Consider the following 25830-nt stretch of genomic DNA (forward strand, 5'->3'; position numbering starts at 1 on the left):
CATGCTGTTATCGGCTTTTTGTCAGCGGATATATTGCGCTGGATTGACTGCATTTGATTTCGCGCCATTCCATAATCCTTTATGAATTTCAAAATGAAGATGCTGGCCATAAGACTGACCTGTGTTGCCCATATATCCAAGGAATTGACCTTGCTCGACTCTTTGACCTGTTGACACACTTCTAGTTGAAAGATGAGCGTATACCGTTTGATACGTTTGGCCATTGATGTTATGTGTAATGAACACCACGTTTCCATAACTCGACGAGTAGCTTGAGTTCGTGACTGTTCCAGATGCGGCTGCAACGACAGATACAGTGCCCTTTGCAGCGATATCTAATCCGTAGTGCTGTCCGCCAGAACGTCCGCCAAAGCCTGATGAGAAACGGCCTGCAGCTGGCTTAATGAAACCTGAGCTACTTGCTGGTGTATCTGACACTTGATCAGATCCTCCACTTGGTGCAGGTGCACTTTTTTCAGCAACTGCTTGTTCTGCTTTCTTCGCTTCTTCTTTTTGACGGCGTGCTTCTTCAGACTTTACCGCCGCTTTCTGATTCGCTAGAATTTCTTGTTCATTTTCAAGCTTTCCTAGTTCATCATGTGCATGTTCTTTTTCTTCCGTTACATGACCAAGGACTTTTCCTTTTTCTTTTTGCTGTTTAGATAGGTCCTTTTTCAACGTTTCAAGCTCTTTCAAAGATGTTTCAAGTCCACTTAGCTGTTTATTTAGCTCTGCTTCTTTTTGCTCTACTAGCTCCAAATCATTTTCGTGTTCTGTAATCATGTCTTTATCTGCTTCAACGATGGTTGTAACAGCTCCCACACGACTGACAAAATCACTAAAGCTACGAGCACCTAGCAGCACATCTAAATAGTTGATTGTACCGCCACTTTTTTGCATAGAACGAATTCGATCTTTGAAAATCGCTTTCCTCTTTTCAATTCGCTCGTTGATGACTTCAATCTCTTTTTTTAGTTTTTTGATCTCTTGTTTCGTCTGTTTGACCTCTTTTTCTTTTTCTGCGACTTTTTCAGTTGCGGCACTTACTTTTTGGTCAATTTTTTCAATTTCTTGCTTGAGCTTTGATTCTTTCTTTTCAAGCTTTGCCAGTTCTGATTTCTTTTTCTTCAAGGTTGATTCAGTCTTCGATGTTTTCTCTTCAATTTGTTGACGTTTTTGATCTAGGTCTTCGTATGCGAATGCACGATTTTCGTTCCCTGGAATGTATAGCCACGTTGTTCCAATAAACGCTGCCATTCCAGCCATCATCAGCTTTCTTTTCAAAACGATATTCCCCTCCCATGACAACTGTCGACATGAAGAGTCGACCGGATGAATTGGATCAACCGGTCACACCTTCTATAGAATCTTCGAGTGCTGCCATCAATATAAATAGATTTATACTTTCAAGAATTTACGGATGGACGTTAAACTTCCCCACACACCGATAATGGCACCGATCAATAGAAGGATCAGTGATACTTGATAGACAAACGGATTGTATGGAAGCATTGAAATAAATGAACCTTGTACCCTTGGCGCCACCCAGCCGACAGCATAATGATATGTGCCAAGCAATACAGCGATTGGTATAATCGAGCCAAATACACCAAGTAGTAATCCTTCGATGAAGAACGGCCAGCGGATAAACCAGTTCGTTGCACCTACTAGTTTCATAATCTCAATTTCTTTACGTCTAGCAAAAATCGTAATTTTGATCGTATTGGAAATCAAGAACATCGCTGTAAATAAAAGCCCAATAATAAGTGCGATGCCGACATTACGCGCCACTCCGACAACATTAAAGAGTCGGCTGACCTCTTCTTTTCCATAAGTGACTTTATACGTCCCTTTTAGGTTTTCTAATTTCTTCGCTACTTTTGGTGTATCGTGAGGATCTGTTGTTTTCACAATAAACGCATCATTTAATGGATTTTCTTGATCAACCAGTCCCATAGATTGTCCATTTTCACCAAAGCTTTTAATCAGTGCTTTTAGTTCATCATCCTTGGATGAGTATTTCACATCACTGATTTCAGGAATCTTCTCAATTTCTGCTTTTAATTCATCCTGCTGCTTTTGATTCGCCGTTAAATCGATGAGAACTTTTACTTCTACTTCTTTCTCAGCGTTCGATGCCATGTTATTCAAGTTGAGCATAATGACAAGAAAAACCCCAACTAAAATCAATGTGACAGTGACCGCACTAATTGATGCAAATGTCATCCACGTGTTTCTTCCAAGTGAACGGAAGCTCTCACGTAAATGCCGCGAGAGAGTTTTAATCATAAATTCCGTACTCCCCTCTTGCTTCGTCACGCACAATCATTCCATCTTCGATTGCGATGACGCGTTTCTTCATGCTGTTTACAATCTCTTTGTTGTGTGTCGCCATGACGACTGTTGTTCCGCGGTTATTAATCTCTTCGAGTGTCTTCATGATTTCCCATGAAGTATCTGGATCAAGGTTTCCTGTCGGTTCGTCTGCAATGACAACCTCAGGATGATTGACGATCGAACGAGCGATCGATACACGCTGCTGTTCACCGCCGGAAAGCTGATCTGGAAATTGACGAGCTTTGTGCTTTAATTGCACCAAATCAAGTACTTCAAGCACTTTTTTCTTAATAATACTTGGCTGTTCACCAATGACTTCAAGAGCAAATGCCACGTTCTCAAAGACCGTAAGACTTGGAAGTAGTTTGAAATCTTGGAATACTACGCCAATTTCTCTTCTCACATAAGGAATTTCTTTTTCCTTCATCGAGCCTAAATCTTTGTTATTAATTAAGATTTTCCCTTTTGTTGGCTTCTCTTCACGATACATCATTTTAATGAACGTGGATTTACCAGCGCCACTGGGACCAACAACATACACAAACTCTCCTGGATGGATAGAGACATTGATTCCATTGATCGCCTTTACACCATTAGGATAGATCTTATAGACTTCCTTCATTTCAATCATGTAATCACCTAATCTTTTCTTATTCGCTGTCAAACAGCTTATCATGATGTTCTGACACTTCTCGTCAAAAAACGTTATGTATGGTCACGCACATACCCTTCGATACGCACAAGCAATTTATGTCCTTTTCATCCAAAAAGATGAAAAAATTGAATCGTCTAAATTTCAACAACTCCAATTATACGTCATGAATCGACGCAATGGTATTACATTTATATTTCAAAACTTATAAATAAAAGGTAAATAGAGCAATCAAAACTGAAAAACGTGTCTTTTTACCCTTATTTTTTAAATAAAATTTAATATAATACGTTTTCATACTATCCAAAAGTCTTTTTCTACAAATAGAAAATAAAAAAACCTTGTCGATTAGACAAAGGTTTTATTTTTTCTCTGCAAGCCATTTGGCGACTTCTTTTGCTTGTTTTTCATCTACCATTCCGCTTGGCATAGATCCTTTACCGTTCTGGGCAATATCTGCAATTTGGCTTTCATTATATTTCTTCCCGACTTCTTTCAGGCTTGGGCCGCCTCCGCCAGATAAGTCTTTTCCATGACAGCCAATACAGTTTTGCTGATAAATCTCTTCACCACTGCTCACACTTGAAGCACTTTTACTGCCTTCTTTGTCACTGCTACTTGAATTTCCTCCACAGGCCGCAAGTACAAAAAGCATAGCGACAAAAAGAAGCGTTAATCCGCTCTTTTTCATGTATTTCCCTCCCTTACAATCATTTGATCAACGTTATTATATCCTTGTTTACGCCCTTTTAAAACCCTCACCAAGCACCTCTTTTGCATCCATGACGATGACAAACGCTGATGCATCGATCGCTTTTACCACTTGTTTCAACTTTGTGAATTGTGACTGCCCTACCACACACATTAAAATAGGCCGGTCATGGTCGGTGTACCCACCTACTGCTGAAATCTTCGTTACACCACGATCAATTTGATCAAACACCGCCTGTCTGACCTCATCCTCATGGTCCGTAATAATCATGGCCATCTTCGAGTGACTAAAGCCAGCCTGCACCACATCAATCGTCTTACTAGAAATGAATACTCCGATCACAGCGTACAGTCCTTCTTCAATCCCAAAAACAGTCATGGCCGCCAAAACAATCAAACCGTCCATCATCGCTAAACAAGTACCTAACGTCAGCCCTGTATATTTATTGATGATTTTGGCCGCAAGTGCCGTTCCTCCCGTTGAACCATTGCCGAGGAAAACGAGCCCAATTCCGAGCCCAATCACTACACCGCCAAATATTGCGGCGAGCAGTGCTTCATGGGTGACAGGAGCAATGTGTCTTGTTAAGAACACCATTAAAGGTAAAAAGACAGAACCAACGAGCGTTTTTACCCCAAATGTTCCACCTAATAAATAAAAGCCTGCGATAAAGAGCGGAATATTGAGACCCCATTGTACATATGCAGCTTCAAAACCGAATGACTGCATAATGGTACTGATTCCACTCACACCGCCAGCAGCAATCTGATTTGGTAATAATAACGTATTAAAGCCAACCGCCACGATGGCTGATCCTATTAAAATGAGTACATAATTTTTCACTTCAATCCAAAGTTGAGAATGTTCCTGCTTCATGTCTTTCTTCCTCCGTTACTTCTGAATGCACACCTATTTTAAGCCCTCTCATTCAGATTGTAAATAACAGCCAAATGCAGTGCTAATGGATTAATACTTTATCACACAGCCGGATCAGCGTACTTGCCGTTTGGCAGAAGAGTAAATGATGGTATATTTAATATGTACATGAGAAAGAAGGGACATACGATGAAGAAAATACTGAAGATCACCGGTATTACATTACTTGCACTCATCATCTTAGCTTTTGGTGCTTTCTATACATGGAGCCGCTTTACATATGGACCATCGGAAGCGTTAAAAAAGCAGATGAAGATTGAGCAGGTCGATCATAAAAATGGGATATATTCATTTGAAGCATCAAAAAGCGATACTGGCATCATTCTATATCCTGGGGCAAAAGTTGAACCTCTTGCGTATGCCTATCTAGGGAATGCGCTGATGAAGAAAGGCTATTCGGTCTTTATCCCAGACATGCCATTTTCCTTCGCGATTTTTAATACGAAGAAGGCAGAGGATATCCTCAAAAGTCATCCAGCCATCAAGCATTGGTACATTGGCGGGCATTCGCTAGGCGGGACAGCTGCCGCTATGTATGCAGAGAAAAATCAAAGCAAGCTGGACGGCCTCTTTTTCCTTGCCTCCTATCCTGCATCAGATAATTTGAAACAGGCTTCCTTGCAAGTATTATCTATTTCAGGCGAAAAAGATGGGCTGGCGACACAAGAAAAAATCAAAAAATCGAAAAAGCAGCTACCTTCTCAAACGGTGTACCATGAGATAAAAGGCGGTAATCATGCTCAATTTGGCATGTATGACAAACAAAAAGGGGATCAGCCTGCAGACATTCCAGTCCTCACGCAACAAAAAGACATCGTTCAGACGATGCTGGAATGGTTAAAACCAGCAAAAAAGCTCCCGTAATGGGAGCTGCAAGATTGATGACAAAGGGCTAAAATGAACTTGATTTTAGCCCTTTGTCTTCTTTTCAGCGTGATAGAAAACCTTTGCAGTCTAGGAAGGACAGCTACTTTTACGGAGCGAATTTGACATTCGTGAGTACCAGCGCACAGGACTGACACAGAATGCGAGGGTTTGTCTACCGCTGAAGCTCCCGTAATGGGAGCTTTTCATTTTTTATGCCTTCGTCGCTTCTAAAAACTCTTCAGCATCTGCCACAGCCAGTGAAATGGCCTCTTCCCAAAATGCTTTTTGAGTCAGGTCGACACCTAGGTGCTTATATGCCAAATCTTCTACAGTCATTGACGCTGTATCTTTTAATAGCGCAATATATTTCTCTTCAAATGATGCCCCAGCCTGCAATGCTTTTGCATAAATACCTAGAGAGAACATGTATCCGAAGGTGTAAGGGAAGTTATAAAACGGGACACCTGTAATATGGAAATGCAGTTTAGACGCCCAGAAATGCGGATGGTATTCATCTAAAGAGTCGCCAAAGGCTTCCCTCTGTGCTTCTACCATCAACTCATTCAAGCGGTCAGCTGGCACTTCTCCTTGTTTGCGCTCTTCATAAAAGCGTTGTTCAAATAAGAAGCGTGATTGAATATTCATAAAGAATGCCACACTGCGCTGCAGCTTATCCTCTAACAAACTGAGACGCTCTTCTTCATTGGCCGCCTCTTTTAATGAAGCATCTGCCACAATCATTTCTGCGAATGTCGACGCAGTTTCAGCTACATTCATCGCATATTTACGATTCAACATCCGAACATCCTGCATGACTTCCTGATGGAACGAATGACCAAGCTCATGTGCTAGTGTCGCTACATTGGATGGAGTCCCTGAGAAGGTCATAAAAATACGTGATTCTCCGCTATCAGGGAAATTCGTACAGAAACCGCCCACTCGTTTGTTTGGGCGATTCTCAGCTTCTACCCAGCGTTCATTAAAAGCTTTTTCAGTAAAAGCAGCAAGCTCTTTTCCAAACCCTGCGAAATGCTTGATAATAAAAGCGGCTGCGTCTTGATAAGAATAGGTTTTTGTCTCACTTCCAATAGGCGCTCCCACATCAAACCAGCTTAGTTTATCAACCCCAAGCATGTCAGCTTTACGTTGTAAATAATCAATGAATGGCTGTTTATGTTCATCAATGACAGACCACATTGTATCGAGCGTCTCTTGTTTCATCCGGCAAATATCAAGGGGCTCTTTTAATATATGATCCCATCCCCTTGCTTCATATACTTGTAGACGAAAACCAGCGAGATGATTGAGTGTGCTTGCAAACAAATGTTCATCCTGTGTCCATGCATGTTCTAAATTATGATACACGGCTTTTCTCACTTCACGGTCTGAATCATCCATCGCATTTTCTGCTTGGCCTACAGAAATCATTTGTGTTTCACCATTTTGCTCAAATGGAATGGTAATTTTGTTCACCAAGCTAGAATAAAGTTCATCCCACGCATGATACCCATCTACTGCTAGTTTTTGAATGAGTGTTTCCTGTTCAACAGGCAGTTGATCTTTCACATGTTCTCTTCGTTCATTTAATATGTAACGAACATCTGAGAAAGCGGCTGAATCCATTAATTCTTCCCACTGGCTAGTAGGAATCTCAGCAAGTGATTGATCAAACCCTGCTAGAATGGTTCCTAATTCAGCTTCCAGCTTGGCAATAGACCCCCGGAGACTGCCCGCCTTCATATCCTTTGTATTTTGAGATTGTAGACAGGATACAAATGAACCTGCTTGCGCTAGTTTTTTATATGTGATTTCATACGTTTCAAGGACAGCTGTTAACTTTTTTTCAATTTGTGTATCTTCTTTTGAAAAGGCATCTACCTTTTGTCGTAACTCATCTAATAGCTGCTGTATATGCTCTAAGTATGTGATAAATTCTGATGAAGAACTGCCTCCTTTAAAAAAGGCATCTAAATCCCACGTCTCTTGTAATGATTTTAATCCCAAATTATTTCCCCCTTTAATTGCTAATTTCATCATACAAAGGATATAGAGTCAGTATGGCATATGTATTCCTTTATATTCATTATATTTTCTCACAATTAAAAAAACCCGGCAAGAAGCCGAGTTTTTATGATAATTTTGAACGTAAATACGCATCGATAAAGGAATCTAAATCTCCATCCATCACCGCTTGAACATTTCCCATCTCCGTGTTGGTACGATGGTCTTTCACAAGAGAATATGGGTGGAAAACATACGAGCGAATTTGGCTTCCCCAGCCAATTTCTTTCTGTTCTCCTCTAATTTCATCCAATTCCGCCTGCTGTTCTTCGATCCGTTTTTGATAAAGCTTAGATTTCAGCATTTTCATTGCACGTTCTCTGTTTTTGATTTGGGATCTTTCCGTTTGGCACGTCACGACGACATTTGTTGGGATGTGTGTGATACGAACCGCAGAGTCCGTCGTATTGACGTGCTGACCCCCTGCACCACTTGCACGATACGTATCCACCTTAATATCCTCTGTACGAATATCGATATCAATTTCTTCATTAAATTCTGGCATGACATCACAGGAAACGAAAGAGGTGTGTCTACGGCCAGATGAATCAAATGGAGAAATACGGACTAAACGATGAACACCTTTTTCTGCTTTTAAGTAACCATAAGCGTTATGTCCTTTAATCAGTAATGTCACAGACTTAATTCCGGCTTCATCCCCTGGAAGATAATCAAGGGTTTCAACCTTAAAGCCTCTGCGCTCTGCCCAGCGGGTATACATTCTGAGGAGCATCGATCCCCAGTCCTGTGATTCCGTTCCACCTGCACCCGGGTGAAGCTCAAGAATGGCATTGTTTTTGTCATACGGTTCGCTTAAAAGAAGCTGTAGCTCAAATTCATTAAACTGCTTCGTTAAGTTCTTCAGCTCTTTTTCAAGCTCTGCATGAAGCTCCTCGTCATAATCTTCCTTTAATAAGTCATGTGTCATTTGTAGTTCTTCATGCGATTCACTGAGTTCATGATAGGAGTTCACAGAATCCTTTAGTGCATTGGCTTCATTGATTACCCCTTGAGCCTTTTGCTGATCGTTCCAAAAATCAGCCTCTGACATCGTCGCTTCAAGCTCTGCGATTTTGACTTCTTTTGTTTCTAGGTCAAAGAGACCCCCTAAAATCAGCTAGCCTGCTAGCCATATTTTCAAGCTCTTGTCTAATTTCTACTAATTCCATATCCTTCACCTCATAGATGTATGGGGGCTGACATGAATAGAAAGAGGTTTTCACCTCTTTCCATTACTTATTCTGTCTTCCCATGACAATTTTTATATTTCTTGCCGCTTCCGCAGTGACATGGTGAGTTTCTTCCGATATCCACCACTTTACGCACCGGCTTTTTCTTCACTGTTTTCTCCTCATCGCCTTCTTGAGGCTGATGAGCAGTTGTTTGTCCTTGAACGACTTCTTCACGTTCTAGGTTGTTTTGGATTTCTGATTTCAGCACATATTTAGCGACGTCATCTTCAATTGAAGCGACCATATGCTCAAACATCGCAAATCCTTCCATTTGATACTCACGAAGCGGATTGGTTTGTGCATATGCACGTAAATGGATTCCTTGACGCAGCTGATCCATTGCATCGATATGATCCATCCACTTCGAATCTACTGCACGAAGAACGATGACTTTTTCAAATTCACGCATTTGTTCATCGCCAAATGTCTCTTCTTTTGCATCGTATTTCTCTTTAATCCGCTCCATGATGAATTCGGTGATCTCATCTGCTTCTTTACCGAAGATATCTTTGACCGTAATGGCACCTTCATCTAAATAGTTCGTGTTGATTAATTCAACAAGACCATCTAGTTTCCATTCTTCTGGAAGCTCATCTTTCGGCGTATAAGATCCAACAGCCCGCTCAATAGACGATTGAATCATATTGATCACAATCGATTTCAAGTTATCAGAATCGATGACTTCAAAACGCTGTTTGTAAATGACTTCACGCTGTTGACGAAGAACATCATCATATTGCAGAAGCTGCTTACGGGAATCAAAGTTATTCCCCTCAACACGTTTTTGAGAAGATTCAACAGCTTTTGAGACCATTTTACTTTGAATTGGAGTAGAGTCATCCATACCGAAGCGATCAAGCATCGCCATTGTCCGCTCTGCACCAAATCGGCGCATCAATTCATCTTCCATTGAGAGATAGAATTGAGTAATCCCTGGGTCTCCTTGACGACCAGAACGACCACGGAGCTGGTTATCGATACGGCGTGATTCATGACGCTCTGTCCCAATAACAGCAAGACCGCCTAGTTCTTTCACACCTTCGCCAAGCTTGATGTCTGTTCCACGTCCCGCCATGTTTGTCGCAATTGTGACGGCACCTTTTTGTCCAGCTTCCTCAATAATTTGTGCTTCACGCTCATGGTTTTTCGCGTTTAACACTTGATGAGGGATGCCTTTATTTTTAAGCAGTTTTGAAATCAATTCAGATGTCTCAACCGCAACAGTTCCGACAAGGACCGGCTGTCCTGTCATATAACGCTGTGCGACGTCTTCAGCTACTGCTTTAAATTTGCCATCCATTGTACGGTAGATTAAATCAGGTCTGTCATCACGCACAACCGGTTTATTGGTTGGGATTGTGACAACCTGCATATTGTAAATGTTACGGAATTCCTCTTCTTCCGTTTTCGCTGTACCTGTCATACCAGATAGCTTTTCATACATACGGAAGTAGTTCTGGAACGTAATGGTTGCAAGTGTCATGCTTTCATTCTGCACTTCAAGACCTTCTTTTGCTTCAATGGCTTGATGCAGACCTTCACTATAGCGACGTCCTTTCATTAAACGTCCTGTGAAGGAGTCAACGATGACGACTTGACCATCTTCCACAACATAATCAACGTCTTTTTGCATCGCAACATGTGCCTTAAGAGCCTGCGCGATATGGTGGTTAAGAGCGACATGTTTGACATCAAACAAGTTCTCGATGCCAAATGCTTTTTCCGCCTTCGTCATTCCGCTTTCAGTCAGCTGTACACTTTTTGTTTTAATATCATAAGTGAAATCGTCTTCTATTTTTAACGTACGAACAAAGGCATTTGCTTGTACGTAAAGTTTCGTCGATTTTGCAGCTTGTCCAGAAATAATAAGAGGTGTTCTCGCTTCATCAATTAAGATGGAGTCAACTTCATCGATGACGGCATAATGAAGTGGTCTTTGAACCATTTGCTCTTTATACAGCACCATGTTATCTCGTAAATAATCAAAGCCAAGCTCATTGTTTGTTGAATACGTGATATCAGCAGCGTACGCTTCTCTTTTTTCATCTTTGTCTAAACTGTTTAAGTTCAAGCCAACCGTTAAGCCAAGAAATTCAAAAATCTTGCCCATTTCCTCTGCATCACGGCTTGCCAAATATTCGTTGACTGTTACAATGTGGACGCCTTTTCCAGAAAGAGCATTCAAATAAACAGGCATCGTTGATGTCAACGTTTTACCTTCACCTGTTTTCATCTCAGAGATATTCCCTTCATGTAGGGCAATCCCCCCCATGAGCTGCACCTTAAATGGGAACATTCCTGTCACGCGGCGTGATGCCTCGCGAACCGTTGCAAATGCTTCAACCAAAAGGTCGTCTACAGATTGTCCTTTTTCAAGTTTTTCTTTAAATTCGATCGTTTTATTTCGTAAAGCCTCGTCAGATAATTTCTCAAAATCTTGAGCGAGAGCTTCGATTTCATTTGCCTTTTTTTCATATCGGCTGATCGTACGTTTCGTAGGATCAAACACTTTGTTTAAGATTCCAAGCATATAATAACGCTCCTCTATTTCATGCAATTTTTCGGCATGTCCAAAAGTTTGACAGGTCCATATTTACCTGCATTTATCATACCATACCTTCCTTGATTTCCAAAGAATTTGCAATGATTTAGCACAAAAAACCCGCCCCTAATGAAGGGAGCGGGTTTACTTTTTTTAGGTCATTTTCGGATCAAAAGGAACGAATGATTAAGCGTTCGGCTCAATGAGTCCATATTTACCGTCATTTCGGCGGTATACCACATTGGTCAAATTTGTCTCAGCATTTGTGAAGACAAAGAAACTGTGACCTAACATGTTCATTTGGAGAATGGCCTCTTCGCTATCCATTGGTTTTAAATTGAAGCGTTTTTGTCTGACGATTTCTGTTTCATCAATCTCTTCGTCATCTTGAACTGCTACTTCGGACGCACCGTTTCCTCCAGCAAATAAATGCTTTTTCGCACCTTGCTCACGGAATTTACGGTTCACTTTCGTTTTATGTTTTCTAATTTGACGTTCTAATTTACTGGTTGCTAGGTCTACTGCATTGTACATATCCTCATTATGCACCTCTGCTCGAAGTGCTAGATCAGTCATTGGAATGGTAACCTCAACTTTAGATTCTTGATCGTTGTAAAATTTCAAGTTCACGTTGACTGAAGCATCAACATCTGACTCAAAATAACGCTCCAGCTTTCCAATTTTTTTCTCGACATGATCTCTTAGTGCAGGTGTTACTTCGATGTTTTCTCCTCGGACATTGTAATTCATGTAAAGAACGCCTCCTTTAAAATTAAGGATATGTAAACTTATTTCTACTTTTCCCTCCTTTTCTCCTGCTCAAACGTAAAAAAAATGTGAATTTTTATTGAAATTTGTCGAATCCTGCGGTGCTTCAGCTTTTACTTGATAGGTGATGAATATATATTCGATTGATTCTTGAAAAAGACCATCGCACTGTTAAATCTTGAAAGATGAAATAGATGTTTTCAGTGATTGAGACAAAGATTTTAAATCTTCCGCAGCTGCTTTCATTTCCTCATTCGCCGCTAGTGATTCTTCAACAGCCGCCGACATGTACTCTGTTTCCTCAGAATTTCGCTTGGCTCCTTCTTCTATCACACCAATTGTTTGAGAAATTTCTTCTGTACTAGCTGAGATTTGCTCTGTCGTGGCAGAAAGCTCCTCTGCTTTCATTGAGATATCACGGATGGATTCCAGAATTTCTTGAAAGCTCTGTTCAGACAATTGCGATACTTTCACACCTTCTGCTACATCTCGTTCCACTTTCGTCATAGAGTAAGACGATCTTTCAGTATCTTTGTTCACGTTGGCGAGTAGCTGACTAATTTGATCAGTCAGCTGACTTGATTCTTCCGCCAGCTTTCTGACTTCATCTGCAACAACCGCAAAACCTCGTCCATGTTCCCCAGCCCTTGCTGCTTCAATGGCTGCGTTTAAAGCAAGTAAATTTGTCTGATCTGCAATGGCATGAATATTCCCCAGCAGGTCTTGAATGCCGGTAAACTGTACTTGTACATTGGCCATTGTAGAATGATGTTCATTCACAGATTCCTTAATAGAACTCATTTGTTTCACAAATTGTTGAATGAGGGATGCGCCCTCTTCAGCCTTTTCAGTCACTGAAATTGAGTGACCCGAAACATCAGACGTATGTTCAGCCGCATTATGCATACCAGTCGAGACTTCTTGAATCGCCGAAGCTACTTTTCCTACTGCATCCGATTGTTCACGTGAAGCTTCACTGACCTGTTCAATCGAGCTAGACGTCTGTTCACTCGCCGAAATGGTTTGACTGATGGTTTCTTCAAATTGAGCAGCAGAATCAGCTAATTGCCTTGACCCATTTTGCACCTGTAAGATGAGCTGACGCAAATGAGCTGTCATTTGGTTAAAAGCCGTACCGAGCTGGCCAATTTCATTTTTAGAGGTTACTTCAATCTCTTCAAGTGTGAGGTCACCATCTGCCATTCTTCTTGCTGCATGTGTGACAGAGACAATCGGTTTTGTCATACGATGAACAAACCTTGTGCCAATGACTAAAAAGCCGACTATAATCGCTGCGCTAACGAGAATAAGCGTCAGCAATAATTGGTTACTTTCTTCATTGAGCTGACTGATTTTTTGATCCCGCTGTTTCAATTGTGTTTGAGCAAATTCTTTTGTAAAGGTATGTATTTCTTGTTCGATAGGTTGTAATTCTTGACTGAGGCGGGTGTTGAATTCTTTTTGATTGTTGGTATTCAATGAGATAAATAGCCTTTTCGTGGATTCATAATAAAGCTCATTCTTCTGAGAAATCTTTTCTAACAATTTTTTTGCTTGTTTGACTGTACTCAGTTTTAAAGCATCACCTGTTTTTTTATTAATATCAACATAGGTATCTTCAATATTTTGTGAGACTTTCCTATCCTGCACAACCACATACGTTTTGATTTGTGCTTCCTGCTTTTGTAGCAGTGCCTCTAATTCCAGTGAGGTCTGGTACAGCTTTACTTCTTTGGTGAGGAGTGCTTTATACGATTGATCTGTTTTGTAATAGATAAAGCTAGAAAATCCTAAAATACTGACAAACAATACACATATGACAATAAGTCCAAATAAAAATTGATTTTTTAGTCTCATAAATTCCTCCGAATGGTCTGAATTGAACAAAAATTAATGAATGACATACGGCCTCATACAGGCATGTATTTCATCCATCCACTTTCTATATTCAGGTATAAAATATGATGTAAGGAATGACTGGAAGTGATTTGAAGGGAATGTATAGAAAGCTAGTATATCGAAACTTAAAAAAATTTGGTCAAACGATCGAATCGTCTTGGCAAAGTGCTCATTTTCAATAATCGAAAGCAGAAGCGGATGTGTTGTCTCTAAATGAAAGAAGGCATGGATCAGATCATTAAAGATCCGATCCCCTTCTGTTTTAGCGAAATCCTTCTCAATTTCATCTAAATATTTTAGACTCTCTTCTATCGTATATAGAAGGTCATAATATGTGGTTAATAAAATATAGTCATCTGAACGATACGCCACAGGTCTCACCTATTTATTTCCGTTTATCGTAGTATACGCCGTCACTTGTCATGGGCTGATACGGATTTTGATAATTCAGCTGTTTTGTTTTCTTACGTTGAATGGCTTGAATATCTGCCTTGATCCCATTTTGAATCTCTGTTAATTGCTTGGCCATCAGTTGATCTGTTTGAATGATTTCTTTGATTTTCTCTTTTTCTTGAACGGAAAGCTCATGTTGAATGTCTCTCATTAGTTCGTCTCTCTCAACTAAAAAAGCATCAAAGTCTTCAACGAGTGTCTCACTTTGCGGGTTGGCCTCTATTTCCGCTGCCATTTTTAACGTTTGGTCGTGCAGTTGGTCCACAATACTCATAGAGATCCTCCAATAGAGTGGTGACGCCCTTTTCGATCGGTTTGAATGACTTCCTTCCAAGCATCTCGGAAATCAGTCACATATTGCTCTACTTCATTCAGGATCTCTTCGTCATTTTGCAGATTGGCTTCAATCAGTCTTCGATAGATGTAGTCATACATACTTGCCATGCTCTTTGATACATCATACGTACGATTTAAGGTGACATTTAATTCTTGGATGATGTTTTGAGCCTTTTTCAGGTTCAAGTTTCTCATTTCAGCATCTTCTTTTTGAATGCCATGCTTTGCTAGTCTAATAAACTTTAAGCATCCTTCATAAAGCATAAGCGTTAACTCGGCCGGTGTTGCGGTCTCAATAGAATTTTTCTGATAGGCGGCATAAGGGTTCTGAATTGCCATATGTTATAAACCTCCAATTATTGTCCAAGCAGTTGAGAAAGATAGCCAGATTGGTTGTTTAGCTTTTGAATCGCACTATCCATGGCGTTAAACTTTTTGTAGTAACGAGCTTCCACCATTTTTAAACGGTCTTGGAATGTATCCATTCGTTTTGCCAAAGAATCTAAATCCTTACCAAGTCCATATTCTTTTAGCTCCATTGTTGTACTACCAGCTTTTGTTTGAATACTCTTCGTGAAGGCTGATAAGGAATTTTTGACGCGATAGATGATTCCTTGTTCTTTATATTGCTGCTGTGCTTTGTCTTTGTCTTTAGAATCAACATTTAAAGAACCCGAGATAAACATTTGACTTACCTTTTGTGGGTCTTCTTCAATGGCTTTTCTTAATTTCTCTATTCCATTCGTATCCTTAATTAATTCAAGCTTCCCGCCATCTTTATACGAAGATGATGTAGAAATACCGATTTGTGTCATGTGAATTTTATTCCCATCACTTGTCGTAATATCAGCATAAAAATCACTTCTTATTTTAGAGGCACCACCTCGTAAAATAGAATCACTTCTCAGCAAGCCCGATTTAGCTGTTGTTTCCCATAACTCAATTTCTTTTTCAGACATGGCTTTTTTCTCTTCAGCCGTTAATGGCTGATAGTCTCTATTTCGTTTTTCATTCACTTTACCATTGACCAATTCAACGAGTTCGTTGTATTTATCAACAAATTGTTTAATTTTATCAAAGATGGCATCGACATCTGTTGAAACGTTCAAGCTGACAGGCTTATCTGTTGTTCCTTTCAGCTCATATGTGATACCAGCCTGCGTGAAAGTATTATTGTTATTTTCCATTTTGAGACCATTAATTTCGTATTGAGCTTTCTGTCCCTGAATGGTTGCAACTAATTTGTTATCTCCATCCACTTGGAAGCCTAATTGCGTTAAAAATGAAGCAGAATTGCCATCTGCCGCCTTAATACTGACACCTTCACCAGTCGTACGTGAAGTCAGAGCGATCGTATCTACGTAGTTGGTTCCATCAAAGATCTGGCCTTTATAAGCAGTGACACCAAGTTGAGAGCTGTTCAATTTTGTCACGATTGTATCAAGGGTATCTGTATCAGTTGTATTAATGGTCACTGTTTTTGGTGTTGTAGAATCTGGTGTCGTCACCTCAAACGTAAACGTACCGTTTGAAGCAGTAAATCCAGATGGACTAGAAGATTTGAATACGGATGCTGTCGCTAATTGGGTCACATTAATCGAGCCAGAAGAAGCATTTGTTGAGCCAGTTGCTGTGACAGCAGATTCGTTTGAGCTTGTCACCTTTTTTGCGCCATAAGTACTGGGTAATGTTAAATTTAGTTTGGCAATGAGATCATCTAATTCTTTGACCTTTGAATTGACCTCGCGGTAGCTGTCTCTTTGCCATTCAAGTGTTTGTTTCTGGCGTGTCATTTTATCAAGCGGTGCTTGCTCAGTTTTCATTAGCTTTGAGACGATTTCATCAATATCAAATACATTTGAAAATCCAGTAATTCGATTAACCATTGTTTATGTTCTCCCTTCAATTACATTCTTTTATCGACAAATAAACCGACAATCTCTGTCATTGCCGCATAGAAATCAAGCCATTCTTTGGAAGGAATCTCTCTAATGACTTCTTCGGTTTGGTTATCTACGACTTTGACATAATATTCATTGAGTTTTTCATGCAATTCAAATTGAAGATGAAATTGAGTAGGTTCAATCAGCTTATTTGCTCCTTGAAGCGTTTTCTCAATTTCTTCTTTTGAAACGACTTTTCCATTTGCTTGTAAATCAGTGTTTGCATTGTCATTTTGATGATTCGTAACACGGGTTTGAAATGCATCAATCAGTGGCTCTAGCGAAGTCAACTTACCAACAGACATAGTTATTCAGCTCCTGTGCTTTAATCTATCTTTTATATCGGCTTTGAATTATTAAATTAAATATAGATGGACCGATTTGTTAAAGTTTCATATAGATGGTGTACTTCTACGGTTTCACCCGGAGGAGGATAGACAAATAGGATAAAAAAATCCTCACTTTTTTTGTGAGGATAATTGAGAAAGTAGATCAAAGGACAAGCTAGCAGCACGGCTGTTTTCTTCTTGAATAGACAGGTATACTTCCTTCCTGTGAATATCAATATGCTTAGGAGCCTCAATTCCGACTTTTACTTGGTCGCCTTCAATCGCAATAATTTTAACTTCAATATCGTCGCCTATTTGAATCGATTGATTTAATTTACGAGATAGAACTAACATGAGGAAGCCACCTCTAGCAAATGTTTTGTATGATAAGCTGAATCATGCAAAATGACCTGCTTGGCTTTCATGTTTTTCCGATTCACAATAATAGGCGCTCTTAAATTGGCTGTCGTTTTTTCAATAGAAGATCCCATTGTTAAAATAACCATGACTTCCGCATCATTGGCATCTTCTACCCCAAGAATGTCTACAACCGATTCTTCTAAGTCAAATTCATATTGATTGAAGAACAAAAATGGGCTGCTGACAATAAAGCCTAGTTCTGCATTTTTCAAAGATTGAAGAACTAAAAATGGGGATTCTTCTGATAAAGGTAAAATGACAAATTGTTTTTGATCCAGAAATCCTGGTATCCCATTAGAGAAGTGAATGATTTGCTCCTCTTTAATCGTCACTTCGCCATGGTATTTTGTTTGAATGATCATAATTCACGACCTTTTTCATTTTTCTTAACTATACCTTATCACCATTTTGACCTGTTTCGTCAACTTCTATTTTTAATTCTGGGTATTGTAACATATCAATATGAACTTTACCTGGCTGGTAGTTAACAATTGGTTTATGAGGTGTTGCCTCTATAATAGCTTTTTGCGGCTCCACATCAATTTTAAGTTCAGATGGCTGATAGTGAATTTTCACACTAAAAAATGAAGGAATCACACCGATGTTGAATTGTTTTGCTGGAGGACTGCCATTGATTTTCGCAAACTCAGCAATCGCATTCCCACCATTCTCGATCTTGATGAGTTCACTTCCTTCTTCCGCTCTACGCCCCATTCCTTCTCCAATCGCACGTTTCCCCTCAGCAGCCCATTCCTCTGAACGCCTAAAAATCGACTTAATATCCATATCGGCAAATGCCTCGGTTTGATCTATTGTTAATTTCGACGGTGTCCTTGTGATATTCATGACAGCTCTTGGCTGCTGAATCTCAAGCTCAGCTCTTGGCTGCTCTACTTCTTGCTTGGAAGGGGTTGTCGACATTTGCAGCTTTGCATAAGTTTGCTCCATTAACAATCTAGGGATTTGCATAGGTTCACCTCCATGATGCAAAAAAGCACCCAACGGATGCTTTTTCTTATCTTAAGAAATCGACAAGGGATGGCTGAATCACTTTAGCTGTCGTCGCTAAAGCAGCTCTATTCACAGTCTCTTGTTGAAGAAGATCAAGAATGGCTTTTTCACTTTCTACATCTTCGGCATCTGATTTAGCCTTTTTCAGCACTTCAAATTGCGAAGTCAAACGGCTCCCGACTAAGTCGATACGATTGGATCTAGCCCCAAGATCTGAACGCTCAGCACTCATCACTTCTTTAAACTGATCGATATTTCCTAATGCATCATCTGAATTTGTAAACGTTCCATTTTTTAATGAGTTTTCTAAATCAGTCAGCATTTCAATGACATTTTGACCACTGGCAGATTGTCCACCAAAAGCTGAAAGAGGATTTGAATTCACATTTAATGTGATTCCATCAGAAATGTTCGACTGAACCACGTTTGCATCTGTATAGTTTTCAAAGTTAAATGTAAACGTACCATCTGCATTCTCTACAACTGGTTTAACATTTGTATTCGTCCCATTAAAAACAAACTTACCTAACATCTGCGTGTTCATTGCATCAATGATTTGATTCTTCATCTGACCAATTTCTACCCCGATAGCAGCTAAATCTTCTGGCTGTTTTGTTCCATTGGCCGCATCGAGTACTTTATCTCGTATATTTGACATGATATCAATTATTTCAGTGACACTTGTTTCAGATGTATCAATCCAGTTTCGTGCCTCATTTAAATTAGTTTGGTATTGCTCATTTCGAAACATGGCTGTACTATACTGAAGACTTTTCACTGCTGCAACAGGATCATCAGACGTTTTTGTGAAACGTTTTCCAGACTGTGCCTGCTCATTAATTTTAGAGAGTTTTTCATAACTTTTACTAATATTTCGAAGTGAATTTTGAGAAATCATACTTTGCGTGACTCGCATCAGTTACCCTACCTTCCTACGACTCCCATGCCGTTTATTATTTTATCTAATACTTCGTCTTGCATCGTCATAATTCTTGCTGCTGCATTATACGCATGCTGAAATTGAATCATGTTCGTCATTTCTTCATCTATAGATACAGCACTAGTTGACATCCTGCGTTCATTGGCTGAATTCACAAGAGCTGCTGAACTGCTTTCAAGGGTCATGTTCTTTTTAGCTTGTATCCCCATTTCGGCAATGACATTCTGATAGTAATCCTGAATTGTTGTGGTATTTCCGCCGATTGGTAGCTTTAAGTTTTGAATATTAGCTAATTTCGTAGCATTCGAACCATCACCTTGCGTTTGATTAAGAGATGCAGCAATGTTATCTGTCGATGCTAAAATCACGTCACTCACTTTGATACGGGCTGCCAAGCCTTTATTCAAATCATTGTTATTCTCAATATCGAAAAAGTCTTGTCCACTTGTGCCATTTAACGTGTATCCTTGCTTATGGACGTCGTTAAAAGCATCCATAAATACTTTTGCTACTTCATCCAGCTCAGCAAGCATATCCGGGTACATGCCTTTTTCATCTCCATTAGACATGTAGCCATACGCCTCAACAAGTGCTTTTACTTTACCATTCACTTGTAATTGATCAGCTGCGATGGTTGTCGTTCCAAATTGGAGTGAGTTAACAAGTCCCGTCGTATTATCATAGGAAAGTTGCAATTCAGATTTTTCATTGGTAATGCCATTTAAAATTGTTCCAGCAGATTGTCCATTAGCACCGATAATGTCGATGTTAACGGTTCCTTCAGCAATTTCCAGAGCATTTCCTCCAGAAGGGTTGTAGCTCACTTTAATATCAACAAGTGAGGAAAGCTGATCTATAAGAGCGTCTCGCGTATCATAAAGATCATTGGGAAGATAACCATTTGGCTCAACTGTTGCAATCTGTTTATTCACTTCATCAATTTGAGTTAATAGGGTGTTCACATTTTTTGCCGTTGAATCGAGTTCAGTTTTTAAATTCTTTTGTATCGTTGTTAAAGAAGAATTTAGCAGGCGGAATTGATCTACTAAAGCTTGAGCACTTGTCTTAACAACTGTACGGGCTGAAGCAGTATCAGCATTTTTCGATTCCGATAAGACTTGTAATGATTTCCAGAGATTATCAAAGGCTCTATTCAAGCCTTCATCTGTCAAATCATTCATCACTCCTTCCATTTGTGAAAGAGCATCAGACTTCGTCGCATAATAAGACAAGTTATTGTTATGATCTCTATACTGAAGATCTAAAAAGCTGTCTCGAATTCTTTCAACAGTTCCAACTTGGACACCTGTCCCCATTTGGCCGTATGTCTTGCCATCATAAACAGAAATCACTGGGTAAGGATTCTCTGCTTTAAAGGTAACTCTCTGTCTTGAGTAGCCATCAGTATTTGCATTGGATACGTTGTTTGATGTGACATAAAGCCCTGCACGCTGGGCTGTGATTCCTCTTTTTGCCGTTTCTAGTCCCATGAATGTAGAACCCATAGATATCCTCCTTGTTTACGCCTTTGAATCAAACAAAGCCCTATGCTGTTTAGGCTTTGAACTCTCAAGACCATTTTGTCCGTAATTCATATTTTCTTTGTTAGGATTCACAAGATCGAATGTCAGTGAAATAAATTGAAGTGACTGCTGAATAAGCTGTTTGTTCAGTTCGTTTACATCTTTCAGTTCCACCATGATGTCATTCAGCTTCTCATATAACGAAATAAGCTCTTCTTGATCCGTTCCTGTAGCTTTTTCGATGCATGCGGTGATTGTCGGCGATTGATCACTTTGTAAAAATTGAACTGCTGCTTCAATCCGCTTTTCTTCTAATTGTGAAATGGCCTGAATATATTTTTGCTCAAGGTTCAGAACCTCTGAAAGAGCATCGATCTCATTATTTTTCAGCATTTCTGTTTTATTCTTAGACAGCTTTAGAAGCTGTTCATGTAATCCGTAGAGACGGTGCAGTTCTTCAATCATTATTTTTACTGACATTCACGCTACTCCCTTTTGTTATTGTTGTTTATAAAAATTCAACATTTTATCTGCAATGCCTTTTGGATCTACTTGATATGTTCCGGCTTCAATGCTTTTTTTAATTTGGTCTATTTTATCTTGACGTTCTTTCATGATATTCGGCACCTTTTGCATTTCGATTGCCTTTTTAGAAATTTCGACTTTGTCAGTTGATTTTGCTTGATTCGATTGCAACGTTTGTTTCTCATATGTTTTCTTGTAAGGATTTACTGGTTGTGTTCCATATCGATTAATTTTCACGGGATTCCTCTCGCTTTCCGTTACAGTCTGTCTTGATTCTATCCATTTTATCGACCAAACTGCAACTTAGTTTAGGGAATCAGTCGTTTTTAGGATTAATGGCATAATAGGTGTCTTTTTTCCTAGATTCAATCTCCCTTTTACGCTCTTCTTCTTGGTCCATTTGGCTGATTTGCGTCTTTATATCCTTTTCACAATGGCTACACAGCTTGTTTTTTCTGATCGGTTGGCCGCATCTTTCACAAGGATAATTGATATTCGGAAATTGACTAATTTGAAGTCTTTTTAAACGGATAAATTTCAGGATTAATTCTTCATCAACTTCTGTTGCGTCTACTATTTCAGCAATGGTTGATTGTCTATTACTTTGCTTACGCAAGAATTTATAAACGATATCAAAAGAACGTTCTTCTTCTTCAAAGCATTTGTTACAAACCGTTTGGATGGTGGTTTTTAAAAATAACTGATTACATTGTGGACAGTTTGCCAATTGATTCATAACCAAAACCCCTTACGTTATTTTCTTTTCTTAATATCGGTTGATTGTCATGATTTTTAACTACGAATCAACGTAAAAGAGGAAACACTTTTGGCGCCTGCGTCTTTTAAAATTTTTGCTGCATGATAGACTGTCGCCCCAGTTGTATAAATATCATCGATTAATATGATATCCTTTAGAACGATCGGGTTTGACTGCCTTAATTGGAACAAATTCTGTTGATGTAAACGTTCATTTTTTCTTTTCTTAGACTGCTTACTTTGATGTACTTTTATAAGTGGCTCAAATATAGGTCCGCCAATCATGGAAGCAAGCATCATTGACTGATTGAATCCTCTTTCCTTTAATCTCTCTTTACTCAAAGGAATTGGGACAAGGACCGGTTCTTTGATTGAAAAAGAACGTTTAAACGCTGACTGTACATCTTTTTTAAATAGATCAGCTAAAGCCGTATCACCTCGAAATTTAAATCGAGCTAGAATATCTTTCATAAAGTCGTTGTAAGCATAAACAGACCGATTCATTACAAGAATCTCAGCAAAATCCCGTCGTTTATCCCACCTTGAACAATCCTGACACAATTGATCATTTGATTGCGCTCTTCCGCATTTGGGACAAGTAGGACCTTGAATCTTCATCAGGTGGTTCTTACATGCTACACATAAACGATCTTCATTTAATAGTAGGAATGATTTCCATGTAAAAGCAGCCACAAAATGGCTCTCACAAATTGGACAAATCAACGCTTTTCTTTGTTCAACGGCAAATGATTTTCGCACCTTGGATATGTAGTGACCGTTGAAGCAGCTTCTGTCAGAATAACGAGCATCGCCGTATTTTTCTGTTTATCCACCATCTCGGATTTACTGTAGGATATTTTATCGATATCTGTTATATATTGCGGTTTCACTTGATTTAGAGAAATGGCTAATACATCTTCTATACATTTTTCACAATGACAAATCATGTTTAATTGGTTGAGATATTGATAGAGAATTTCTTTAAGTAGTATTTCTTTTGCGTTGAGTAGCATATTTTGTCTCTCCTGCCATTTGTGTTTTGTGAATATAATGTACCATGATTTAGTTGAACTCACACTATTTTTCAGAAAACTCTTCTTCAGCTGTATTATTCATTTTTACGATATGTTTCTTTGCTTGTTTCATACTTCTCGTTAAACCAAAATGAAAAAAGTACACGTCTCCGTTAAAAAAATCTGGATGTCTCCCTGCTCTACCAGAAATTTGGACAAGTGCACTTTCTGTAAAAATAGGAGATTCCGCACCTAATACGCCCACTTGAACATCTTGAATAGTAACGCCTCTTTCTAGAATAGTTGTTGTAACCAATACATCGTATCTATGATCTCTGAAATGCTGGACTTTTTGTTTCCTTCCTTGATCATCCGCAGAAACACACTGTACATTTACATCTTGAACTTGAAGAATATGAGTTACCTTCTTCATAGTAGAAATAGAAGGAACAAAGAGTAACACTCTTTTTTTCTTTGTGATATGTTCATGCAGCCAGTTCATTGTAGATGCTGGAAGCCGATTTCTTTTTAATTTCTTTTTCCAATCTCCAACCCATTGAAAAGTTGGGACAGGCAACGGTTTTTGGTGGAAGCGCAGAGGAATTTTGATCGCTTCTAATTGTCTACGAGCAACATCCTTTTGCATTTTTTTAGATGGTGTGGCACTTAAGTAAATTCTAACTCCTGTTTTTTTCATTGATTTTAAAACAGCAAACTGAAGCCGTTCATCCATTGAATAAGGAAATGCATCGACTTCGTCTACAATGAGGACATCAAAGGCGTTTTTATATCTCATTAGCTGATGGGTTGTAGCGATCATAAGCGGTGCCATTTGAAATCTTTGAGAACTCCCGCCATAAAGTGCAGCTATATTCAGTCCTTGAAATGCCTTTCTCATTCGAGGTTCGAGCTCAAGTACAACATCGGTTCTAGGCGTCGCAATACAAACACTCATTCCGTTATTTAGCGCATATTTTATACCATGAAAAAGCACCTCCGTTTTCCCCGCACCACAAACAGCCCAAACGAGCAGATCAAATTTGTTTTGAATTGCTTCTACTAGCCTATCGGACGCTCTCTTTTGCCCTTTAGAAAGCTCTCCCTGCCATGTTAATTCAATTTGTCTTGTTTCTTTCTTTTGTGGACCCGTCCATTCGTAGAGAAAGCCACATTCGCTTACTTTTCCCAGCATGATGCAGGATCTACAGTATACACAGTCTTTTTTACATGTTTCACACGGAGAGAGGGCAAAGTAGCGCTTGTTTGATACACCGCACCGGCAGCAGATCAAACCACTCGCCCCCCTATCGACTGCAGGTGTTCTATGGATAAACCCTTGATTCTCCAGCCACTCCAATTCGGACTGTGTACATTGACATTCAACAGGAAGAAGGTGCCTTGATTGTAGCTTGTGACTGAGTTCCATTGCTTTTTCCAGATTCAATTTCACGCACTACCTTTCCATTCATGTTGACCCATTATGTACAAAGAGAAGGCCTTTCGTCTAATTGTAAAAATAGAAAAACAAATCCCCTTTTCCATGAGAAAAGGGGATTTTGATATCTACCTGATGATCCAGCCAAGTGCTAAAGAGCCTTCGCCTAGATGAGTGCCAATCACGGCACCAAAGTAGCTTTTATAAAATTCAACATGAGGATACTTTTCTAATAAGTGCGCAATTAATTCATCTGCTTCTTCTTCTCTATTACCATGTATCAGAGTTGCTCTCATTGGAACACCACGTGATGCATCTTCATCAAATAATTCAAAAATACGTGAAATGGCTTTTTTGCGTGTACGAATCTTCTCAAAAGGGACAATTAGCTTGTTGTCAAAATGCAAGATAGGCTTTACCTTTAAGAGGCTTCCAATAAAAGCCTGTGCACCGTTTAATCTGCCGCCTCGTTGTAAATGAGTTAAATCGTCTACCATAAAATAAGCTCTTTGATTTTCTTTCAGATAATTGAGATGGGAAATTACTTCTTCTGGAGAAGCACCACCTTGGATTTTTTCAGCAGCTTCTAACACATAAAAACCTTGCGCCATACAGCTAGTCTCTGTATCAAACGGATAAATGTCGATTCCGTCAACTAGTTCATTCGCTGAGGCCGCACTATTGTATGTTCCACTAATTCCGCTTGACAGATGTATACTAATCACAGCATCATATGTTTCACTAAGTTTTTCATATAATTCTATAAGTTCACCGAAAGCAGGCTGAGAGGTGGTTGGAAGATCTTTATGTTTCTTGACTTCTTCATAATATGTCTTCCAATCCATTTCTACTTCTTCACGGTATGATTCAGTACCAAAGATGACATTCAGAGGGATCATATGAATATGATGTTTATCACGTAGTTCTTGTGGTATATAAGCAGTACTGTCTGTTACAACGGCTATTTTCATTCTTAAATACCTTCCTTATCCGTTAAGTTGCTTTTTAAAAAAGAATGATCATTGTTTTTCACTAGATTTATAATACTAATCAAAAAAGCTTGCCTAATCAATAGGCAAGCCCGCTATATCCGAAAAAGACTCCTTACCTGCCTATCATTGCTCTCTAACTTGAATGTGA

Annotated in this window: 28 protein-coding genes and 1 pseudogene; 1 reads left to right on the forward strand and 28 read right to left on the reverse strand. The window is 39.3% G+C overall.

The genetic code is table 11. The features are described from left to right. Positions 1-21: 21 nt before the first annotated feature. From MKY11_RS16900 to MKY11_RS16920, 5 genes are all read right to left on the reverse strand, one after another. Positions 22-1284 carry a M23 family metallopeptidase gene (locus tag MKY11_RS16900; protein ID WP_079919135.1) on the reverse strand — a complete coding sequence of 421 codons (1263 nt, stop codon included), beginning with the start codon at positions 1282-1284 and terminating at the stop codon, positions 22-24. A gap of 114 nt (positions 1285-1398) precedes the next feature. Next, entirely contained in the window at positions 1399-2289 is an 891-nt protein-coding gene (gene ftsX, locus MKY11_RS16905; protein WP_025208057.1) for a permease-like cell division protein FtsX, read from the reverse strand. Then, complete coding sequence (gene ftsE / locus MKY11_RS16910) at positions 2282-2968, reverse strand: cell division ATP-binding protein FtsE (RefSeq protein ID WP_008348229.1); 687 nt, start codon at positions 2966-2968, stop codon at positions 2282-2284. The genes ftsX and ftsE overlap by 8 nt, the downstream gene beginning before the upstream one ends. A gap of 382 nt (positions 2969-3350) precedes the next feature. Beyond that, positions 3351-3680 (reverse strand): cytochrome c551, encoded by a 330-nt coding sequence (gene cccB / locus MKY11_RS16915; RefSeq protein ID WP_008348231.1) that lies wholly within the window; start codon positions 3678-3680, stop codon positions 3351-3353. A 48-nt stretch (positions 3681-3728) separates the two neighbouring features. Then, a complete protein-coding gene (locus MKY11_RS16920) occupies positions 3729-4577 on the reverse strand; it encodes a YitT family protein (RefSeq protein WP_284725758.1) in 849 nt (282 codons plus the stop codon). Between the two features lie 189 nt (positions 4578-4766). On the opposite strand from MKY11_RS16920, the gene MKY11_RS16925 reads away from it, so the two are divergent. Then, a complete protein-coding gene (locus tag MKY11_RS16925; RefSeq protein WP_342501627.1) occupies positions 4767-5501 on the forward strand; it encodes an alpha/beta family hydrolase in 735 nt (244 codons plus the stop codon). Between the two features lie 213 nt (positions 5502-5714). Here MKY11_RS16925 and MKY11_RS16930 read toward each other — a convergent pair whose 3' ends face one another. From MKY11_RS16930 to MKY11_RS17040, 23 genes and pseudogenes are all read right to left on the reverse strand, one after another. Further along, complete coding sequence (locus MKY11_RS16930; RefSeq protein WP_274660538.1) at positions 5715-7508, reverse strand: M3 family oligoendopeptidase; 1794 nt, start codon at positions 7506-7508, stop codon at positions 5715-5717. 124 nt (positions 7509-7632) lie between these two features. Further along, a protein-coding gene (prfB, locus tag MKY11_RS16935; protein ID WP_096881918.1) for a peptide chain release factor 2 occupies positions 7633-8734 on the reverse strand; the annotation gives its coding sequence in 2 pieces (ribosomal slippage) (positions 7633-8661 and positions 8663-8734; 1101 coding nt in all). Between the two features lie 67 nt (positions 8735-8801). Further along, entirely contained in the window at positions 8802-11327 is a 2526-nt protein-coding gene (gene secA / locus MKY11_RS16940; protein ID WP_039169779.1) for a preprotein translocase subunit SecA, read from the reverse strand. 198 nt (positions 11328-11525) lie between these two features. Continuing rightward, positions 11526-12089 (reverse strand): ribosome-associated translation inhibitor RaiA, encoded by a 564-nt coding sequence (raiA, locus tag MKY11_RS16945; protein WP_007499992.1) that lies wholly within the window; start codon positions 12087-12089, stop codon positions 11526-11528. Between the two features lie 189 nt (positions 12090-12278). Continuing rightward, a complete protein-coding gene (locus MKY11_RS16950) occupies positions 12279-13964 on the reverse strand; it encodes a methyl-accepting chemotaxis protein (protein WP_274660536.1) in 1686 nt (561 codons plus the stop codon). A gap of 33 nt (positions 13965-13997) precedes the next feature. Then, positions 13998-14378, reverse strand: a complete 381-nt coding sequence (locus MKY11_RS16955; RefSeq protein ID WP_008348244.1) for a hypothetical protein — start codon at positions 14376-14378, stop codon at positions 13998-14000. Positions 14379-14391: 13 nt separating this feature from the next. Continuing rightward, positions 14392-14733, reverse strand: a complete 342-nt coding sequence (locus tag MKY11_RS16960; RefSeq protein WP_008348246.1) for a flagellar protein FliT — start codon at positions 14731-14733, stop codon at positions 14392-14394. Next, a complete protein-coding gene (fliS, locus tag MKY11_RS16965; RefSeq protein ID WP_008348247.1) occupies positions 14730-15134 on the reverse strand; it encodes a flagellar export chaperone FliS in 405 nt (134 codons plus the stop codon). Before fliS ends, MKY11_RS16960 begins: the two co-directional genes overlap by 4 nt. A 17-nt stretch (positions 15135-15151) precedes the next feature. After that, positions 15152-16681 (reverse strand): flagellar hook-associated protein 2, encoded by a 1530-nt coding sequence (locus MKY11_RS16970; protein ID WP_342501628.1) that lies wholly within the window; start codon positions 16679-16681, stop codon positions 15152-15154. Between the two features lie 20 nt (positions 16682-16701). Then, positions 16702-17043 carry a flagellar protein FlaG gene (flaG, locus tag MKY11_RS16975; protein WP_007499987.1) on the reverse strand — a complete coding sequence of 114 codons (342 nt, stop codon included), beginning with the start codon at positions 17041-17043 and terminating at the stop codon, positions 16702-16704. Between the two features lie 153 nt (positions 17044-17196). Continuing rightward, positions 17197-17421 (reverse strand): carbon storage regulator CsrA, encoded by a 225-nt coding sequence (gene csrA, locus MKY11_RS16980; RefSeq protein ID WP_008348252.1) that lies wholly within the window; start codon positions 17419-17421, stop codon positions 17197-17199. After that, complete coding sequence (gene fliW / locus MKY11_RS16985) at positions 17415-17849, reverse strand: flagellar assembly protein FliW (protein ID WP_041091474.1); 435 nt, start codon at positions 17847-17849, stop codon at positions 17415-17417. The genes csrA and fliW overlap by 7 nt, the downstream gene beginning before the upstream one ends. 28 nt (positions 17850-17877) lie before the next feature. Further along, positions 17878-18456, reverse strand: a complete 579-nt coding sequence (locus tag MKY11_RS16990) for a DUF6470 family protein (protein WP_024719238.1) — start codon at positions 18454-18456, stop codon at positions 17878-17880. Between the two features lie 46 nt (positions 18457-18502). Further along, on the reverse strand, positions 18503-19414 hold the full coding sequence (gene flgL, locus MKY11_RS16995; protein WP_008348257.1) for a flagellar hook-associated protein FlgL: 912 nt from the start codon (positions 19412-19414) through the stop codon (positions 18503-18505). Positions 19415-19422: 8 nt separating this feature from the next. Continuing rightward, complete coding sequence (flgK, locus tag MKY11_RS17000; protein WP_058336981.1) at positions 19423-20943, reverse strand: flagellar hook-associated protein FlgK; 1521 nt, start codon at positions 20941-20943, stop codon at positions 19423-19425. A gap of 15 nt (positions 20944-20958) precedes the next feature. Beyond that, positions 20959-21441 (reverse strand): flagellar protein FlgN, encoded by a 483-nt coding sequence (locus tag MKY11_RS17005; RefSeq protein WP_007499977.1) that lies wholly within the window; start codon positions 21439-21441, stop codon positions 20959-20961. 18 nt (positions 21442-21459) lie between these two features. After that, positions 21460-21723, reverse strand: coding sequence for a flagellar biosynthesis anti-sigma factor FlgM (gene flgM, locus MKY11_RS17010; RefSeq protein WP_274660533.1), 264 nt, complete (start codon positions 21721-21723; stop codon positions 21460-21462). Positions 21724-21802: 79 nt separating this feature from the next. Then, a complete protein-coding gene (locus tag MKY11_RS17015) occupies positions 21803-22222 on the reverse strand; it encodes a TIGR03826 family flagellar region protein (RefSeq protein ID WP_017357864.1) in 420 nt (139 codons plus the stop codon). A 56-nt stretch (positions 22223-22278) separates the two neighbouring features. After that, positions 22279-22746 (reverse strand): ComF family protein, encoded by a 468-nt coding sequence (locus tag MKY11_RS17020; RefSeq protein ID WP_034647592.1) that lies wholly within the window; start codon positions 22744-22746, stop codon positions 22279-22281. A gap of 51 nt (positions 22747-22797) precedes the next feature. Then, positions 22798-23001 (reverse strand): annotated as a pseudogene (locus tag MKY11_RS17025) (hypothetical protein); the annotation flags it as partial. After that, positions 22962-23255: a competence protein ComFB gene (locus MKY11_RS17030; RefSeq protein WP_008348267.1), complete on the reverse strand. Its 294-nt coding sequence runs from the start codon at positions 23253-23255 to the stop codon at positions 22962-22964. The gene MKY11_RS17030 and the pseudogene MKY11_RS17025, both read right to left, overlap by 40 nt. 64 nt (positions 23256-23319) lie before the next feature. Further along, the gene (locus MKY11_RS17035) at positions 23320-24447 is read right to left on the reverse strand and encodes a DEAD/DEAH box helicase (protein WP_274660532.1); all 1128 of its coding nucleotides are present in this window, start codon (positions 24445-24447) and stop codon (positions 23320-23322) included. Between the two features lie 371 nt (positions 24448-24818). Next, positions 24819-25661, reverse strand: coding sequence for a DegV family protein (locus MKY11_RS17040; RefSeq protein WP_024719242.1), 843 nt, complete (start codon positions 25659-25661; stop codon positions 24819-24821). Positions 25662-25830 lie beyond the last annotated feature (169 nt).

This window comes from Bacillus sp. FSL W7-1085, assembly GCF_038595035.1.
In the GTDB taxonomy this organism is placed as follows: Bacteria; Bacillota; Bacilli; order Bacillales; family Bacillaceae; genus Bacillus; species Bacillus altitudinis.

What these genes read in the sequence shown, in the direction of transcription:
- ftsX (WP_025208057.1), bottom strand. Translation starts at nt 2,289, where the DNA reads ATGATTAAAACTCTCTCGCGGCATTTACGTGAGAGCTTCCGTTCACTT.
- ftsE (WP_008348229.1), bottom strand. Translation starts at nt 2,968, where the DNA reads ATGATTGAAATGAAGGAAGTCTATAAGATCTATCCTAATGGTGTAAAG.
- cccB (WP_008348231.1), bottom strand. Translation starts at nt 3,680, where the DNA reads ATGAAAAAGAGCGGATTAACGCTTCTTTTTGTCGCTATGCTTTTTGTA.
- MKY11_RS16920 (WP_284725758.1), bottom strand. Translation starts at nt 4,577, where the DNA reads ATGAAGCAGGAACATTCTCAACTTTGGATTGAAGTGAAAAATTATGTA.
- MKY11_RS16925 (WP_342501627.1), top strand. Translation starts at nt 4,767, where the DNA reads ATGAAGAAAATACTGAAGATCACCGGTATTACATTACTTGCACTCATC.
- secA (WP_039169779.1), bottom strand. Translation starts at nt 11,327, where the DNA reads ATGCTTGGAATCTTAAACAAAGTGTTTGATCCTACGAAACGTACGATC.
- raiA (WP_007499992.1), bottom strand. Translation starts at nt 12,089, where the DNA reads ATGAATTACAATGTCCGAGGAGAAAACATCGAAGTAACACCTGCACTA.
- MKY11_RS16950 (WP_274660536.1), bottom strand. Translation starts at nt 13,964, where the DNA reads ATGAGACTAAAAAATCAATTTTTATTTGGACTTATTGTCATATGTGTA.
- MKY11_RS16960 (WP_008348246.1), bottom strand. Translation starts at nt 14,733, where the DNA reads ATGAGTATTGTGGACCAACTGCACGACCAAACGTTAAAAATGGCAGCG.
- fliS (WP_008348247.1), bottom strand. Translation starts at nt 15,134, where the DNA reads ATGGCAATTCAGAACCCTTATGCCGCCTATCAGAAAAATTCTATTGAG.
- MKY11_RS16970 (WP_342501628.1), bottom strand. Translation starts at nt 16,681, where the DNA reads ATGGTTAATCGAATTACTGGATTTTCAAATGTATTTGATATTGATGAA.
- flaG (WP_007499987.1), bottom strand. Translation starts at nt 17,043, where the DNA reads ATGTCTGTTGGTAAGTTGACTTCGCTAGAGCCACTGATTGATGCATTT.
- csrA (WP_008348252.1), bottom strand. Translation starts at nt 17,421, where the DNA reads ATGTTAGTTCTATCTCGTAAATTAAATCAATCGATTCAAATAGGCGAC.
- fliW (WP_041091474.1), bottom strand. Translation starts at nt 17,849, where the DNA reads ATGATCATTCAAACAAAATACCATGGCGAAGTGACGATTAAAGAGGAG.
- MKY11_RS16990 (WP_024719238.1), bottom strand. Translation starts at nt 18,456, where the DNA reads ATGCAAATCCCTAGATTGTTAATGGAGCAAACTTATGCAAAGCTGCAA.
- flgL (WP_008348257.1), bottom strand. Translation starts at nt 19,414, where the DNA reads ATGCGAGTCACGCAAAGTATGATTTCTCAAAATTCACTTCGAAATATT.
- flgK (WP_058336981.1), bottom strand. Translation starts at nt 20,943, where the DNA reads ATGGGTTCTACATTCATGGGACTAGAAACGGCAAAAAGAGGAATCACA.
- MKY11_RS17005 (WP_007499977.1), bottom strand. Translation starts at nt 21,441, where the DNA reads ATGTCAGTAAAAATAATGATTGAAGAACTGCACCGTCTCTACGGATTA.
- MKY11_RS17015 (WP_017357864.1), bottom strand. Translation starts at nt 22,222, where the DNA reads ATGAATCAATTGGCAAACTGTCCACAATGTAATCAGTTATTTTTAAAA.
- MKY11_RS17020 (WP_034647592.1), bottom strand. Translation starts at nt 22,746, where the DNA reads ATGAATCGGTCTGTTTATGCTTACAACGACTTTATGAAAGATATTCTA.
- MKY11_RS17030 (WP_008348267.1), bottom strand. Translation starts at nt 23,255, where the DNA reads ATGCTACTCAACGCAAAAGAAATACTACTTAAAGAAATTCTCTATCAA.
- MKY11_RS17035 (WP_274660532.1), bottom strand. Translation starts at nt 24,447, where the DNA reads ATGCTGGGAAAAGTAAGCGAATGTGGCTTTCTCTACGAATGGACGGGT.
- MKY11_RS17040 (WP_024719242.1), bottom strand. Translation starts at nt 25,661, where the DNA reads ATGAAAATAGCCGTTGTAACAGACAGTACTGCTTATATACCACAAGAA.